Source organism: Achromobacter sp. MYb9 (assembly GCF_002975275.1).
Lineage (GTDB): Bacteria > Pseudomonadota > Gammaproteobacteria > Burkholderiales > Burkholderiaceae_B > Achromobacter.
This window is the reverse complement of the sequence record NZ_PCOQ01000005.1, coordinates 167,148-182,600: the sequence shown is the minus strand read 5'-3', so window position 1 is coordinate 182,600 and position 15,453 is coordinate 167,148. Positions and strand designations below refer to the sequence as shown.

Here is a 15,453-nt window from a genome sequence, read left to right as displayed (position 1 = left end):
TTGCCCCGGGCGGGTCTTGCGCCGGCCCGGGGCGGTGAAACGATAGAGGAAGTCCTATGCTTTATTTCACGATCAGGCGCCTGGGCCTGGCGGCGCTGGTGGCGCTGACCGTTTCAATCCTGGCGTTCCTGCTGCTGCATCTGTCCGGCGACCCGGCCCTGGCCCTGGCGGGCGAAGGCGCGCGCCAGGCGGACATCGACATGATCCGCAAGACCTACGGCCTGGACCGCCCCCTTGTGGTGCAGTACGCCGACTGGCTCTGGCATATCCTGCAAGGCGATTTCGGCACGTCGGTGTATTTCAAGACGGAAGCGGGCCCGCTGATCCTGTCCAAGCTCAAGACCACCTTGTTGCTGGGCATGGGCGCGCTGGGGTTCGCACTGCTGATATCCATTCCGCTGGGCGTGCTGGCCGCGCTCTATAAAGGTAGCCTGATCGACCGCATCTGCCTGGCCATCGCCGTGCTGGGCCAGGCGCTGCCCAACTTCTTCTTTGCGCTGATCCTGATCATGCTGTTCTCGATCTCGCTGCGCATCCTGCCCGTGTCGGGCAGCGGCACCTGGCAGCATTTCGTGATGCCGGCCATCGCGCTGGGCTACTACGTGGCGCCGGCCTTCATGCGGCTGATCCGCGCCGGCATGATCGAAGTGTTGGGCGCCGACTATATCCGCACGGCGCGCGCCAAGGGGCTGCCCGCGCGCAAGATCATCTTCAAGCATGCGCTGCGCAACGCCATCGTGCCGGTGGTGGCGCTTGCCGCGGTGCAGCTGGGCTACCTGCTGGGTGGCTCGGTCGTCATCGAAACGATCTACGCGCTGGACGGGCTGGGTTACCTGGCCTACCAGAGCATCACGTACAAGGACTACCCCGTCATGCAGTTGATCGTGCTGCTGCTGTCCGTACTGTACGTATTGCTGACGCTTGCCGCCGATATCGCCAACGCGTGGCTGGATCCGCGCATCCGGGTGTCCTGACATGAATACGCCTATCCTGACTCCCGCCGCGCCCGGCGCCCCCGCGCCGGCCCCGCTGGAACTGTCCGCCTCCACCCTCCGGTGGCGCCGGCTACGCCGCAACAAGGCCCTGTTGGCCGGCGGCGGCATCCTGCTCATCATCGTGCTGATTGCGCTGCTGGCGCCGTGGATCGCCCCACACGACCCCTACTTCCAGGACCTGGCCTACCGCACGGCGCCGCCCGTCTGGTATGACAAAGGCACCTGGCTGCATCCGCTGGGCACCGACCAGCTGGGCCGCGATTACCTGTCCCGGCTGTTCTACGGTGCTCGCATTTCGCTCTTGATCGGCATCAGCGTGGCGCTGATTTCCGGGCTGATCGGCACGGCAATGGGCATGGCAGCCGGCTACTTTGGCGGCAAGGTCGACATGGCGGTGTCCTTCCTGATAACGACCCGGCTGTCGATGCCCGTCATTCTGGTGGCGCTGGCCACCGTAGCCATCGTCGGCGGGTCGCTGTGGGTGGTGATCCTGGTGCTGGGCCTGCTCAAATGGGACCGCTACGCCGTCGTGATGCGCAGCGCCACCCAGCAGGTACGGTCGCTGGAATATGTGGCCGCGGCGCAGGCCGCCGGCGCATCGACCTGGCGCATCGTCTGGGGCGAAGTCCTGCCCAACGTGGTGCCGCAGTTGATCGTGATCGCCACGCTGGAAGCCGCCAGCGCCATCCTGCTGGAGGCCTCGCTGTCATTCCTGGGCTTGGGCGTGCAGCCGCCGCTGCCGTCCTGGGGCCTGATGATCTCCGAGGCCAAGGCCTACATGTTCTTCTCGTTCTGGCTCATCGCCATTCCGGGGTCGGCGCTGGCGCTGCTGATCTTCGCGATCAACCTGGCCGGCGACGGGCTGCACCAACTGCTGACGCCTGAAGAGAGGGCCTGACATGAACGACAAGGAAATCGTCCTGGACGTGCAAGGGCTGACCGTCGACATCGCCACGCCACGCGGCCCGCTGCATGCGGTGCGTGATGTGTCCTTTCAGGTTCGGCGCGGCGAAACGCTATGCCTGGTGGGCGAATCGGGCTGCGGCAAGTCGATGACGTCGCTGGCCATCATGGGCTTGCTGCCCAAGGCCGCCACGCGCAGCACGCGCCGGCTGTCGGTGCTGGGAGAAGACCTGTCCGCCGCGCGCGGCCGCCGCATCAACGCCCTGCGCGGCAGCAAGATGGCGATGATCTTCCAGGAGCCGATGACGGCTTTGAATCCCGCCTACGCCATCGGTGAACAACTGACCGAGCACTACATCCACCACCGCCATGCCAGCAAGCAGCAGGCACGCGACCGTGCCGTTGAACTGCTGGAGAAAGTCGGTATTGCGTCCGCCGGACAGCGGCTGACGCAGTACCCACACCAGTTGTCGGGCGGCCTGCGTCAGCGCGTGATGATTGCGATGGCGCTGATGTGCGGCCCCGAACTGCTTATCGCCGATGAACCCAGCACCGCACTGGACGTCACCATCCAGGCGCAGATCCTGCGCCTTCTGGCGGACTTGCAGGCGGAACTGGGCATCGCCATGGTGCTGATTACCCACGACCTGGGCGTGGTGGCGCGCATCGCGCGGCAGGTCGCCGTGATGTATGCAGGCCAGATCGTCGAGGAAGGTCCGGTTGAAAGCATCTTCGCCACGCCACGCCATCCCTATACCCAGGGACTGCTGGGCTGTATCCCCGTGCCCGGACGCACGCCGCCCGGCGAATCGCTGGGCACCATCCCCGGCGTCGTGCCGTCACTGGTGGGCGACCTGCGCGGCTGCGCTTTCGCCGACCGCTGCCGCCACGCGCAAGCGCAGTGCCGCGACACGATCCCCGTTCATGGCCGCCCGCCCGAACAGCAATGGCGCTGCATCCGCCAAGAAGAAGGAGTCCCGGCATGAGCGCGCTCTTGCAAGCCGATGCCGTCAGCCGGCAGTTTTCGATCCGCGCGGGCATGTTCAAGCCGCGCAGCACGCTGCATGCCGTCAATGGCGTGGACCTGGCCGTCGAACGGGGCGCGGTGCTGGGCATCGTGGGCGAATCCGGCTGCGGTAAATCCACGCTGGCCCGCATGCTGCTGGGCTTGACGCCCCCCACCGAGGGCGTGATCAAGCTGGACGGCCAGGATATCCGCCAAATGGACCGCCGCGCGCTGGCGCGCCGCGTGCAGCCGATTTTCCAGGACCCGTACTCGTCCTTGAACCCGCGCCGGTCCATCGCATCCATCGTGTCGCTGCCCCTGGAAGTGCACGGCATCCCCAACCCCAAGCTGCATAAGGCCATCGAGATGCTGGAACGCGTGGGGTTGCCCGCGCGCCTGGCGCACAACACGCCGGGTCAGCTGTCGGGCGGGCAGCGGCAACGCGTGGCCATCGCCCGCGCGCTGGTCATGCACCCCGAGATCGTCATCTGCGACGAACCCACTTCGGCGCTGGACGTCTCGGTGCAGGCGCAGATCATGAACCTGCTGATGGACCTGCGGCGCGAATTCAACCTGACCTATGTCTTCATCAGCCACAACCTGGCGGTGGTGGAGCACATCGCCACGCACGTCGCCGTGATGTACCTGGGACGCGTCGTGGAATCTTCGCCCACCGCGCAGTTGTTTCACGCCCCCCGCCATCCTTACACGCAGGCGCTGCTGGCCTCGGTGCTGACGCCGGAGCCGGGCCTGGGCATCCCCGACATGGGGTTGGGCCTGTCTTTTCCCGACCCCTTGCATCCGCCGCCAGGCTGCCCCTTCCATCCACGCTGCCAGTCCGCGATGGCGCAATGCAAGACCGACCGGCCGGCATTGGCGTTGCGCGACGAATCCGTGGTGGCCTGCCACCTGTACCCGACTTCTTCCTCTCATCCCGACGGAGCCCGACCATCATGACCCGTGAGCAAGCCATCGCCCAAGCGGAACACTGTTTTGATTCGGGCGCCTTCCGCGCGCTGCTGGCGCGCCGGCTGGCGCTGCCCACGGAAAGCCAGAACCCGGACCGCGCGGCGGTGCTGGCCGACTATCTGGAATCCGAGATCCGCCCCGCGTTCGAAGCCCTGGGCTTCACCTGCCGCACGCTGACCCATCCCAAGGCGCTGGCCCCCTTTCTGTATGCCGAACGCATCGAAGACCCCGCCCTGCCCACCGTGCTGGGCTATGGACACGGCGACGTCATCCGCGGTCTGGAAAAGGAATGGAAGGACGGCCTGTCGCCCTGGGCGCTGACCGAAGCCGAAGGCCGCTGGTATGGCCGCGGCATCGCCGACAACAAAGGCCAGCACACCATCAATATGGAGGCCCTGCGGCTGGTGCTGGAAACCCGCGGCAAGCTTGGCTTCAACGCCAAGTACCTGATCGAGATGGGCGAAGAGACCGGCTCGATGGGCCTGCGGGAACTGTGCGCCGAACATCGCGACATGCTGGCCGCCGACCTGCTGATTGCTTCCGACGGCCCGCGCCTGGCGGCCAGGCGGCCCACCATTTTCCTGGGCGCGCGCGGCAGCCTGAACTTCGACCTGAGCATCGACGCGCGCGCCGGCGGCCACCATTCCGGCAACTGGGGCGGGCTGATCTCCAACCCGGGCATCCAGCTGGCGCACGCCATCGCCACGATCGTCTCGCCCACGGGCCAGATCCGCATCCCCGAATGGGTGCCGGCCGAACTGCCGGCCGCCGTGCGCCGGGCGCTGGCCGATTGCCAGGTGGACGGCGGCGCGGACGGGCCCGAGATCGAACCGGAATGGGGCGAGCCGGGGCTGTCGCCGGCCGAACGCGTGTTCGGCTGGTGTTCTTTCGAGGTGCTGGCCTACAAGACCGGCAACCCGGACACGCCCGTCAACGCCATCCCGCCAAGAGCATGGGCTCGCTGCCAGCTGCGCTTCGTGGTGGGCGTGAACCCGGACGACCTGATTCCGGCGTTGCGCCGGCATCTGGACCGCCAGGGTTTCCCGATGGTGAAGATCTCGCTCACGCGAGAATCCATGTTCTGCGCGACCCGTATCGACCCGGACGACGACTGGGTGCAATGGGCGGTGAATTCGCTGGAACGCACGTCCGGCGAAAAGACCGCCCTGCTGCCCAACCTGGGCGGCTCGCTGCCCAATGACATCTTCACGGATGTGCTGGGCCTGCGCACGATCTGGGTGCCGCATTCGTATCCCGGCTGCTCGCAGCACGCGCCCAATGAACACCTGCCGCCGGAATTGCTTCGGCAGGCGCTGGGCTTGATGACGGGCTTGTACTGGGATCTGGGCGCCGGCGGCACCCCCGCCGTGGCACGCTAAGGCCGTTCGGGCGCACGCAGGAAATCAATGAAGCGCCGGACCTTGGCGCTGATGTGGCGGGTGTCGGGATAGACCGCGAACACCGGTTGCGGCGGCAGCGAGTACGACGGCAACACCCGCTGCACCACGCCGCGCGCCAGGGGTTCTTCCAGCAGCCAGTCGGGCAACGCGGCCACGCCGCAGCCCGCCTCGGCAAATGCCAGCAGCGCCGATGCCGTGTCGGCATGCGCAACGGGCGCGACGCGCAGCGCGTGCTCGCGGCCCTTGCCGTCCGTCAGGCGCCAATGGCCGCTGCGGCCAGGACGGTTCGCCAGCCACGGCATCGCGGCCAGAGCCTGCGGCGTGCGCGGCGCGCCATGAGCCGCCAGCAAGGCGGGGCTGGCCACCAACAGCAGCTTGAATTCACCGATCGGCGTTGCGCGGTAACTCGAATCCGCCAGGGCGCCCACGCGGATCGCCAGATCCAGCCGGTCGCCGATCAGGTCGGCGTGCGCGGAGCTGGCCTGATAGCTGACGCGCAGCGCCGGATGGCGGCGAGCAAAAGCCGCCAACGCCGGCGCAACGATCCGGTTGCCATAGTCCACCGTGGCGGTCACGCGCAAACTGCCCGACAGGGTGGCCTGCCCCGACCGCGCCTGGTCCACGGCCGCCTCGGCCTCGCGCAGCAGACGCGCGCATTCGGCATAGAAGCCTTCGCCTGCCTCGGTCAGCGCCAGCCGCCGGGTGCTGCGGGTCAGCAGCGCCACGCCCAGCTCTCGTTCCAACTGCTTGAGATTGAAACTGACCACCGCCTTGGTGACGCCCAATGTGTCGGCCGCCGCCGTGAACGAGCCAGCTTCCACGACCGCGACAAACATCGACAGACGATTCAGGTTGATCATGGCGCGCCTCATTGTCAAAAAAACACGAACAGTATATCTGCCAATAGGGTCTTTTTTCGGCACCACACGCCACCTAGAATGGCCCTCCCTTTCGCCGATGAAGCCAGTTATGACCGATCTGCCCGCCACCTGCCTGCGTCTGACGCTTGACGCTCACGCCTTGATCGAGCAATGGATCGGCCAGCCCGATGCACCCGACGACGCCTTGGCGGAACTGCTGTCCGGCTTCGCGCCTGGCTTCACCATGATCACGACCGATGGCCAGCGCTTGGCCGGTGACGCGCTGCCGGCCTTGTTCGCCGGCCTGCGCGGTGCGCGCCCCGGCTTGAAGATCGGCATCGATGAGATGGCAGTACGGCACGCGGACGCCGCCTCGGTGCTGCTGAGCTACCGCGAACGGCACGCCTGGCGTAATGGCGCGACGCAGCGGCGCGCCACCGTCCTGTTCATCGCCGGCGCCGACGGCCCGCCGCTCTGGGCGCATCTGCACGAGACCTGGGCCTGAAGCGCGCGGCCCGGTTCGCCATATCCCCTGCGGCTATATGCAAGCGGGGAATAAATCGTTGGCGCAAGCGGCGGGAATCATTAGAGTCCAACGCCGTCCCGTCGCGTCGGCATTCCGCCGATGCGCGCCTTCGATACGAGCCGCCTTCATGCCCTTCCGATTTCTCGCGGTACGCCGCAGCACCCTGCTTGCCCTGACGCTGGCCGTCGCCGGCATCGGCCTCGCCCAAGCCCAGCAACGCGTCGTGCGCATCGTCGTCCCTTACGGCACCGGCGCCGTCCAGGACACCATCGCCCGCGCCATCGGCGACGAGCTAGGCCAGGCGCTGAACGCGTCCATCGTGGTGGAAAACCGCGCAGGCGCGGGCGGCACCGTGGGTACGTCGCAAGTCGCCCGCGCCGCGCCGGACGGCAACACGCTGGTGCTGGCCGCGGCCAGCCATCACATCGCCGGCTATCTGTACAAGAACCTCAGCTACGATCCCTATAAGGACTTCACCGGCGTGGCCTATCTGGGCAACACCGGCTACATCATCCTGGCGTCCGCCAGCTTGAACGTGAAGAACCCGGCCGAGTTCATCCAGGCCATCAAAGCCAAGCCCGGCGCATACGACTATGCCTCGGCCGGCAACGGCAGCGCCTCCCATCTGGGCATGGCGTCGTTCCTGGCCGCCGCCGGCGCGCAGATGCAGCACATTCCCATGAAATCCACGGGCGATGCCGTCACGGAATTGCTGGCCGGCCGCGTCCAGGCGGTCACGGCGGCCACCATCGGCGTCACGGCCTACCGCCAGGACCCGCGCGTGACCTTCCTGGCCTACACCGGCAAGACCCGTTCGCGTTTCGCACCCGACCTGCCCACCGTCGCCGAAAGCGGCTTGCCGGGCTATGCCTTCGATTCCTGGCTGGGCTTGTTGGCGCCGGCCGGGCTGCCGTCGGCCGAACGCGACAAGATCAACGCGGCGGTGAACAAGGTGCTGGCCGACCCCAAGGTGCAGGCGCGCCTGGCATCCCTGGGTGTCGAAACCGGCGCCAAGAGCCCCGAACAGTTCCAGGAACTGCTGAAGGCCGACTGGGAGGCAGCCGGCAAGCTGGTGGCGGCATCCGGGGCGCGGGTCGAATAACACGAGCGCTTTTTGCCTGGGCACGGCCCAGGCAAAAAAAAGCCTCCGGCTAGGAGGCTTGACGTGGCGGCTGCCGGTCGGGGCGACAATCCGGGCCGGGGTCGGGTCCCCGTATGCCGTCCAGCAACAAGTCGGTGATGAACGCCGCCAAGGCCTGCTGCTGCGCGGCGTCTGGCATTTGGCGCGTGAAGCGTTCGATGATGCCCATCAGCGACTGCGCGAACCAGTCCGCCGGGATCGTCGTCCGAAACAGGCCTGCCTGCTGCTCGGCGCGGACGTTGTCGGCGATCATCGCCACCAATTCGTCCTTCAGCGCTTCGGCTGCCGCCACCTGGAAAAAGCCGATGCGGGTCAGGTTGGGGTCTTCCTGCAAGATGGCAAGCAGCGCGCGGACGCCTCGGCGGATGCGGTCCGCCAGTTCCGAGCCGTCCAGTTCGGCAGGCAAGCGCGCCTGGCTGATGGCTTGCCGCAAGCGCTGCGCGAACATGCCCACCAATTCATCATAGGCGGCTTGCTTGCTTGGGAAGTATTGATAAAAGACGGGCTGGGTCACGCCGGCGCGGGCGACGATGTCGCTGATCCGTGTCTGCTGGAATCCGCGCTCGGCGAACTCCGCCGCAGCAACCTCCAGAAGCTGTAACCGTGTGCGTTCACCTTTCGTGAGACGCTTGTCTTGCGATAAAGAAGTGGGTCGTGCCGTAATCATCGCGAGAAAGTACTACCGTTCATGGCTTTCCGCCACTGTTTCACCGGCCCGCCCGGCAGCGTGAAATCACGATCGTTACGCTTGTTGCGGTGGGCGCCGTTCGCCCCGCACGGCCGATCCGGCAGGCGGCACGGTGGGGAGTCCGTTTTCTGAAACGAAACCGTCCCACGGACCGGTTACGTGACTTACGAAACGTTGAACAATGCATCGTCGCAATTTGGCGACAAATGGGCCGCCCCCGTTGTCGCCGGCGGGTCGCGTTCCTGCAACATGCGCTGAAGCGAGTTGAAATGCCCGTAGCTTTTGCAACAACTTTTAGGGCATTCGCGGCAGTAAAGTAACGGTATCGCTTTGCGCCATGCAATGTGCCTGCGCAAGGCGTTCAGGAGCACGATCATGAAACGGTTTACAGGCCGGATGCTCGTCGCGGCGTTGGCGCTTGCCATGGCAAGCGCGCCCGCGATGGCGGGCGGACGCGGCGGTTGGGGAGGCGGCTACGGTGGCGGCCACGGCGGCTATGGCGGCGGCAATTACCACGGCGGTTATCACGGCGGCGACGGATATCGCCACCATGGTGGCGGCGGCAGCAGTTCGGCCGGATGGTGGGTGGGTGGCGCATTCGCGCTGGCGGCGGTCGGCTTGCTGCTGGCGGCGGACTCGGGCCCGACCTATGCGCAGACGGGCGTCTACGCTTCGCCCGGCGTCGGCTATACCAGCCCTCCCGTGTATGCCGAACCGGTCTACGACACGCCGCCGGTCTATGCCGCGCCCCCCGTCGCCTATGCGCAACCTCAGCCCCAACCGCAATACGCGCCGGTGGAGTACGAGGCCGCGCCGAAGGTCAATCAGGCGCAGGCGAACGCCACGGCCGATTGCCAACGCTGGGCCATGAACCAAAGCGGCTACGACCCGGCCACCATCTCGCAATGGACCACGCAGATCATGGTGGATTCCTACAACAGCGCCCTGGATTCCTGCATGACCAGCCGCGGCTACCGCGCCAACTGACGCCGCAACCCCGGATATTCCCGATTGCCCCAACGCGCCGGCCTGCACACACTGCATGCCGGCGCGCCGCATTGGACGGCCGCCGGAACGCACGGCCGTCCAATGCGGCGCCGGGCATCAAGGGGAAGCCATGCTCAAGTTCAAGCGGTTCGCCGGCCTGTGCGCATTCAGCGCCATCTGCGCCGCCTCATTCGCGGTACACGCCCAGCCCGACGCCAAGTCGCCCGCGCTGACCATTGTGGTGCCCTATGGCGCGGGCGGCATCGTCGACAATACCGCGCGCGCTTTCGCACAGAAGCTTGCCGTCGAACTCGGCCGGCCTGCCGTCGTTGAAAACCGTGGCGGCGCGGGCGGCATGATCGGCATGAACACCGTGGCGCGCGCGCACGACGAGAACACCCTGGGCTTTACCGCCGTCAGCCCGGTGACGCTGTCGCCCCACGTGATGAAAACGCTGTACGAGCCGTTGAAAGACCTGGCGCCGGTGGCCGCCGTCATGTATTCGCCGGTGTACCTGGTGGGCGGGCCGAAATTCACGGGTAAGGATTTCAAGGACATGCTGACCCAGGCCAAGGCAGACCCCGACGGGCTGTCGCTGGCAACAGCCGGCGTCGGGTCGCTGGGCCACCTGATGCTGGAGCAGATCAACGGCCAGGCCAAGGTGCGCATCACCCACGTCCCGTACAAAGGCATGGCGCAGATGGTGCCGGACGCCCTGGGCGGCCAGTTCACGTTGATGCTGGTCAACGCGTCTGCCCCCATCAACACGCTGATCGACGAAGGCAAGCTCAAGCTCCTGGCGGTAGGGTCACCGGCGCGCCTGCCCGCAAGGCCCGACACGCCGACGTTCGCGGAGCTGGGTTATCCCATGGCCAACATGACGTCCACCTTCGGCTTCTTTGCGCCGGGCAGCTCCAGCGCCGACTTCCGGCTGCGCATGAACGTGGTGATCAACAAGGTGGCCGCCATGCCCGACATCAGCAAGCCCCTGACCGATGCGTTGAACATCATGTCGCCCGGCAGCGTGGAGCAGTTCGCGGAACAGGTCCGGCGGGAATATGCCGACAACGGCAAGATCGTCAAAGCGGCGAATATCCGCAGCGAATGACCCGCCCGGCGCAGCGCGGGTTCAGCCCGATTCAGGGCCGCCAGCCGCGCCAGGCGCACAGCAGCCCGGCGGCCAGCAGCAAGGCCGCCGGCACCACCCACACGAAGCCGGACGACGTGTAGACCACCTGGTCGATGGGGTCGTAGTAGCGGCCCAGTTCGTTGAAATCCCACTTCCAGTAGAACGCGTACCAGGCGTAGAAGAAGCATGCGGACAACGGCAGGAACAGCGCGGCGGCAATACGCGCCGGCCACCGGCGAACGCCGCCCACGCCAGCCGACGGTCCGGAAAGCCTGCCCGCGCGCCAGGCGAAGGCCGCAGCCACCACCGCCAACATCAATACGCCTGCGCTAATCCACATGCCGCGCCTCCCATGCCGCCAGACAGGCCGCGGCCTCGGCCCATTGCTTTTCGCTGAAGACCCGTACGCCCGCTCGGGTCAGCAGTTCCGCCGTCACGCCGACGCCCGGCTGGCGCCGGCCCGCGAAATGGCCGTCATACACATAGCCGCTGCCGCAGGACGGGCTGCCTTCTTTCAGCACCGCCACGTGGATGCCGTGTTCCTGCGCGGCAGCCAGCGCCGCGTGCGCGCCCTGCACGAAGGGCTGCGTGACGTCTTCGCCCGTCACCGCCACGACCCGCGCCCCCGCGTCCAGCACGGCGGCGGCCGCCCTGCCGGGTTCGATCTCTGCAGGCGGCCGGGGAATCGGCATGCCGCCCGCCACTTCGGGGCAGACCGGCACGACGCGGCCTTCTGCCAGCCAACGCGTCAGCACGGCATCGCCATGGGGCACGCCGCGTCCGTCGTAGCGCACGGGATTGCCCAACAGGCAGGAACTGATCAATACGTATTGCATGAAAATCCGACGGGCACGACGCCCAGGGCGGGCGGCAAGCCGCGGCGCAGGTGGAAAACGAGGAATCATAGACCACCGGGCCGCGCTTGCCCGGCGCTTAACCGCCCTGGCGCCGGCCTGCTTCAGCTTTCCTTTCGGCTTCCGCTTCCCGGACCCAGGCGCGCAGGCCCGCATCCTGGATTTGCAGAATGTCGAACAGGCCCAGCGCGCGTAGCGCCGGCAGCGCGTCCCGGATATCCCGCCGAGCCGCTGCGACAGCCTGCGGCGCCGCCGAGGCGTCCAGGCACACCCGCGCATTCGCCAGAAAGGCGCCCACCGTTCCCTTGCGCACGGCAACGCCGTTGAAGGTTCCTTGATCCCTGCCATCCGGCAAAACGTCTTGTGCTTGCATCTGTCGCTCCTGACTGTGTTGGACACAAGCGCTACGATAGACGTCCCGGCTTGGCAATTCTGCGTCGTTTCTTACGATCAATACGGTATTTCTGCCACATGTCTTCCCTGGCTTCCCCCCTGCCCTTGCTTGCGCCCGAACGAGCGCGGTCGCGGCGCGGCCCCCGGCTGATCGCCGTCCGCCGCGAGGACGGCGCACTGCGCGACACGGCCATGCATCGGCATGCGCGAGGGCAACTGCTGGGCGCCTATCAGGGTTTGCTGACCGTCTACGCGGGGGACATGCAATGGGTGGTTCCGTCGCTGCATGCCGTCTGGATTCCGCCGGATCAGCCGCATGGCCTGCTGTCGCATGGCCCGTATGCCGGCTACAGCGCCTACCTGAGTCCGGCCGCCTGCGCCGGCCTGCCGGCGTCGCCCACCCTGCTGCGGGCTTCCGCCCTGCTGGTGGCCGCGGTGGACCGCGCCGCCTCGTGGGAGGACGGCGCACCTGACACCGCGCGCCGCCACATCGAAGCCTTGATCCGGGAAGAAATCCGCACCTTGCCGCAAGCGGGCACGGCGCTGGTGCTGCCCGGCGATAGCCGGTTACGACGCCTGGCGTTGGCGCTATCGGACGAACCGTCCGATACGCGGCAACTGGACGCCTGGGCCAAGGTGATCGGTATGGCGCCGCGGACGCTGGCGCGCCGTTTCCTGGCGGACACCGGCATGACCCTTGGCGCATGGCGTCAGCAAGCGCGGCTGATGCGGGCGCAGGAGATGCTGGCCGCCGGCGCACCGGTCACCACCGTGGCGCTGGAATTGGGCTACGACAACGTCAGCGCGTTCATCGCCATGTTCAAACGCGAATTAGGCGTCACGCCGGGCCGCTACCGCGGCCCGGCGATCTGAACCGAGCGCGCCTCAGGATTCCGAGGCGGCCGTCTTGCGCGGCTGGCGCGCGCGCGTTGCGGTTTTGCCTGCCGTCTTGCTGGCCGTCTTGGCCGGCGCCTTGGTGGCCGTCTTGCTGGCGGGCTCGGAAGCCGCTTCAGCTTGCGGCGCGGACGCCGTCCCTGCCTTGGCCGGTTCGGCAACCGCAGCGGCCTTCGACGTCCGGGCCGTTTCGCGTTCGCCGGTCTTGGCCGCAGCCGTCTTGGTGGCGCTGCGACTACGGGTGGCGGCGCGCTTGACCGCCGGGGTGGCCGGCGCCTCTTCAACCGTCCTGGCCGGAGCGCCGGCGAACGGGTCCGCTGCCTTGGCGGGCACCTTCCCGGCGGGCTCGCGGCGGGTTTCCACGGCAGGTTCGACAAAGGTCCATTCGGCGATGTCCACGGCCGGAATCGGCTGGCGTGCCTGGGGCAACGGCGTGGGCATGGGAGGCAGTCGCGAGGCCTGGACCGGCTTGGGGGCCTGCGCCCGGGCCAACGCGTCCGCGCGCATGGCTTCCAGCTTGGCCGCTTCCTTCGCCAGTTCCTCGGCAGTTTGCTTATCGGCTTGCGCCTGTTTTTCAGCTTCGGCCCGTTTGTTGGCTTCGGCCTGTCTGTTCGCTTCGGCCTGCCGGTTCGCTTCAGCCTGTTTTTCGGCGTGAACAAAGGTCCCGGACGGCGCCGCGGGCGGCATGGCTACGCCGGCTTGCGTCGCCAGGGGCACCGTGACCGGCTCATCGGATGCCACGTCGGACGTGGCGGCAATGGCGGCTTCGGCAACGCCCTGCTCGGCATGCTGGCTGGCGCCTCGGCCCGACTTGCGGCCACCGCGCGATCTGCGGGAAGGACGGGGATTGGCTTCCTCGGGCGCCGCGCCCTCTTGCGCGCCCTCTTGCGCGTCGTCGGCATCGACCTCGACATCGGCGTCCGCCGGCGCCGCCGCCTGGCGGCCCCGCGCGAATCGCGATCCGCCGTTGCGGCCTGCGCGGCCTGCGGCAGGCGCGCTATCGGCGCTGTCTGCGCCGTCTGCGCTGTCGCGATACACGTAGGTGCCGGACTTCTCTTCACGGCCGACTTCCAGAAAGCCGCGCGACTGCGCCTCGTCAAGCAGATTGCCGAAGGCGCGGAAGCCGTAGTACGACTCGTTGAAATCCGGTTTGCGGCGCTTCAGCGCGTCCTTCAGCGCCGACGCCCAGATCTTGCCGCTGTCGCCGCGTTCGGCCATCAGCGCTTCGAATGTCTCGACGACCATTTCCACGGCCTGGGTCTTGCGGGCTTCCAGCTCTTCCTTGCGGCGGCGCTCTTCGTCCGGCGTCCGGCGCTGGCCGGCATTCGCGCCGCCCCGGGTGTCGCGCCGCGCGTCGGCGGTACGCTGGCCTTCGCGGGCCAGATCGTCATAGAAGATGAATTCGTCGCAGTTGGCGATCAGCAGGTCGGACGTGGATTGCTTCACGCCCACGCCAATCACCTTCTTGTTGTTTTCGCGCAGCTTGGACACCAGCGGTGAAAAATCGGAATCGCCGCTGATGATCACGAACGTGTTGACGTGCGACTTGGTGTAGCAAAAGTCCAGCGCGTCCACGACCAGCCGGATATCGGCCGAATTCTTGCCCGACTGACGCACATGCGGAATCTCGATCAGCTCGAAATTGGCTTCGTGCATGGGGGCCTTGAATTCCTTATAGCGTTCCCAATCACAATAGGCCTTCTTGACCACGATGCTGCCCTTGAGCAGCAAACGTTCCAGCACGGGCCGGATGTCGAACTTCTGGTACTTGGTGTCGCGCACACCCAGCGCTACGTTCTCGAAGTCGCAGAAAAGCGCCATGCTGACGTTTTCGTTGGGGGTATTCATGGGGTTCTCCAATGCTGCGGCGGCGATAACGGCTGACCGCCAGATACCGCTCATGATATACATATCCGGCTACATCACCTTCAGCGCCCCTGCCGGCCCCTGCCGTGGCGTGCCCCGCACACACCATGACCTACCCCGCCCTGACCACCGCCCGCCTGACGTTGCAGCCCCTTGACATGGACGACGCCGAGCCCATCCAGCGCATCTTTCCCCAATGGGAGGTCGTGCGTTTCCTGGCGGATCAGGTGCCGTGGCCCTATCCGGAAAACGCCGCCGGCGACTACATCGAGCATGTGGCGCTGCCCGCCATCCGCCGGGGCGAACAATGGCATTGGACCGTACGCACGCTGGACGCTCCCGGCCGCCTGATCGGTGTTGTCAGCCTGATGGACGACGACTCGGGCAACAACCGCGGCTTCTGGCTGGACCCCGCCCACCACGGCAAGGGCTACATGACCGAAGCCAGCGAAGCCGTTACGGCCTATTGGTTCAATGTGCTGGGCAAACCGTTGCTGCGAGCGCCCAAGGCCATCGCCAACACCGGGTCGCGCAAGATTTCCGAGCGCAGCGGGATGCGCATCGTGGGCGTCGAAGAACGCGGTTTCGTCAGTGGCCGCCAACCGGCCGAGATCTGGGAGATTACCCGCGACGAATGGCTGGCCCGGCGTCAGCGCCAAGCCTGACGCCTTGAATCCGCCCCCATTTCCTGCCCCCGCGGCAAGGGCCGGCTAACAGGTTAAGCCGGCGCTTACCGGCCCTTTCGCCCTGCTTTCCGACGGATTGACCCCGGCGGCTCCTGGCTAGAATTCCCCGAAAATCCAGCATTCCGCGCGCGGAGTGCCTTCCCTTTCGGGCAAGAT

17 protein-coding genes are annotated in these 15,453 nt (G+C 66.9%); 11 read left to right on the top strand and 6 right to left on the bottom strand.

Translation table 11 applies throughout. From position 1 onward, the window contains the following. Positions 1–56 precede the first annotated feature (56 nt). The 5 genes from CQ050_RS10590 to CQ050_RS10570 are packed head-to-tail and all read left to right on the top strand — an operon-like array spanning position 57 to position 5,252. Complete coding sequence (locus CQ050_RS10590; protein WP_105556782.1) at positions 57–974, top strand: ABC transporter permease; 918 nt, start codon at positions 57–59, stop codon at positions 972–974. Between the two features lies 1 nt (position 975). After that, a complete protein-coding gene (locus CQ050_RS10585; protein ID WP_105556781.1) occupies positions 976–1,893 on the top strand; it encodes an ABC transporter permease in 918 nt (305 codons plus the stop codon). Between the two features lies 1 nt (position 1,894). Next, positions 1,895–2,884, top strand: coding sequence for an ABC transporter ATP-binding protein (locus CQ050_RS10580; protein ID WP_105556780.1), 990 nt, complete (start codon positions 1,895–1,897; stop codon positions 2,882–2,884). After that, on the top strand, positions 2,881–3,861 hold the full coding sequence (locus CQ050_RS10575; protein ID WP_105556779.1) for an ABC transporter ATP-binding protein: 981 nt from the start codon (positions 2,881–2,883) through the stop codon (positions 3,859–3,861). The genes CQ050_RS10580 and CQ050_RS10575 overlap by 4 nt, the downstream gene beginning before the upstream one ends. After that, positions 3,858–5,252 carry a M20 family metallopeptidase gene (locus tag CQ050_RS10570; RefSeq protein WP_105556778.1) on the top strand — a complete coding sequence of 465 codons (1,395 nt, stop codon included), beginning with the start codon at positions 3,858–3,860 and terminating at the stop codon, positions 5,250–5,252. The genes CQ050_RS10575 and CQ050_RS10570 overlap by 4 nt, the downstream gene beginning before the upstream one ends. Here the strand turns inward: CQ050_RS10570 and CQ050_RS10565 are convergent. Continuing rightward, the gene (locus CQ050_RS10565) at positions 5,249–6,133 is read right to left on the bottom strand and encodes a LysR family transcriptional regulator (RefSeq protein WP_105556777.1); all 885 of its coding nucleotides are present in this window, start codon (positions 6,131–6,133) and stop codon (positions 5,249–5,251) included. The two genes, CQ050_RS10570 and CQ050_RS10565, sit on opposite strands and share 4 nt — an antisense overlap. A 109-nt stretch (positions 6,134–6,242) precedes the next feature. Here CQ050_RS10565 and CQ050_RS10560 point away from each other — a divergent pair, with 109 nt between their 5' ends. Beyond that, positions 6,243–6,638, top strand: a complete 396-nt coding sequence (locus CQ050_RS10560; protein ID WP_105556776.1) for a hypothetical protein — start codon at positions 6,243–6,245, stop codon at positions 6,636–6,638. A 148-nt stretch (positions 6,639–6,786) separates the two neighbouring features. After that, entirely contained in the window at positions 6,787–7,761 is a 975-nt protein-coding gene (locus CQ050_RS10555; protein ID WP_105556775.1) for a tripartite tricarboxylate transporter substrate binding protein, read from the top strand. A gap of 49 nt (positions 7,762–7,810) precedes the next feature. On the opposite strand, the gene CQ050_RS10550 is transcribed toward CQ050_RS10555, so the two are convergent. After that, positions 7,811–8,392 (bottom strand): TetR/AcrR family transcriptional regulator, encoded by a 582-nt coding sequence (locus tag CQ050_RS10550; protein ID WP_255410183.1) that lies wholly within the window; start codon positions 8,390–8,392, stop codon positions 7,811–7,813. Positions 8,393–8,863: 471 nt separating this feature from the next. Between CQ050_RS10550 and CQ050_RS10545 the strand changes: the two genes are divergently transcribed. Together CQ050_RS10545 and CQ050_RS10540 are read left to right on the top strand one after the other, a co-directional pair. After that, a complete protein-coding gene (locus tag CQ050_RS10545; protein ID WP_105556773.1) occupies positions 8,864–9,475 on the top strand; it encodes a hypothetical protein in 612 nt (203 codons plus the stop codon). A 130-nt stretch (positions 9,476–9,605) separates the two neighbouring features. Then, a complete protein-coding gene (locus tag CQ050_RS10540) occupies positions 9,606–10,583 on the top strand; it encodes a tripartite tricarboxylate transporter substrate binding protein (RefSeq protein ID WP_105556896.1) in 978 nt (325 codons plus the stop codon). Between the two features lie 31 nt (positions 10,584–10,614). On the opposite strand, the gene CQ050_RS10535 is transcribed toward CQ050_RS10540, so the two are convergent. The 3 genes from CQ050_RS10535 to CQ050_RS10525 all read right to left on the bottom strand — a co-directional run bounded on the left by CQ050_RS10535 (position 10,615) and on the right by CQ050_RS10525 (position 11,831). Further along, positions 10,615–10,944 carry a hypothetical protein gene (locus tag CQ050_RS10535; RefSeq protein ID WP_105556772.1) on the bottom strand — a complete coding sequence of 110 codons (330 nt, stop codon included), beginning with the start codon at positions 10,942–10,944 and terminating at the stop codon, positions 10,615–10,617. Then, positions 10,934–11,440, bottom strand: coding sequence for a DUF523 domain-containing protein (locus CQ050_RS10530; protein WP_105556771.1), 507 nt, complete (start codon positions 11,438–11,440; stop codon positions 10,934–10,936). Before CQ050_RS10530 ends, CQ050_RS10535 begins: the two co-directional genes overlap by 11 nt. Positions 11,441–11,537: 97 nt before the next feature. Continuing rightward, entirely contained in the window at positions 11,538–11,831 is a 294-nt protein-coding gene (locus CQ050_RS10525) for a hypothetical protein (protein WP_105556770.1), read from the bottom strand. A 98-nt stretch (positions 11,832–11,929) separates the two neighbouring features. Here CQ050_RS10525 and CQ050_RS10520 point away from each other — a divergent pair, with 98 nt between their 5' ends. Beyond that, on the top strand, positions 11,930–12,724 hold the full coding sequence (locus tag CQ050_RS10520) for a helix-turn-helix domain-containing protein (RefSeq protein WP_199196780.1): 795 nt from the start codon (positions 11,930–11,932) through the stop codon (positions 12,722–12,724). 12 nt (positions 12,725–12,736) lie between these two features. Here the strand turns inward: CQ050_RS10520 and CQ050_RS10515 are convergent, their stop codons facing one another. Next, positions 12,737–14,593 carry an NYN domain-containing protein gene (locus CQ050_RS10515; RefSeq protein WP_105556769.1) on the bottom strand — a complete coding sequence of 619 codons (1,857 nt, stop codon included), beginning with the start codon at positions 14,591–14,593 and terminating at the stop codon, positions 12,737–12,739. Between the two features lie 125 nt (positions 14,594–14,718). On the opposite strand from CQ050_RS10515, the gene CQ050_RS10510 reads away from it, so the two are divergent. After that, entirely contained in the window at positions 14,719–15,276 is a 558-nt protein-coding gene (locus CQ050_RS10510; RefSeq protein WP_105556768.1) for a GNAT family N-acetyltransferase, read from the top strand. Positions 15,277–15,453 lie beyond the last annotated feature (177 nt).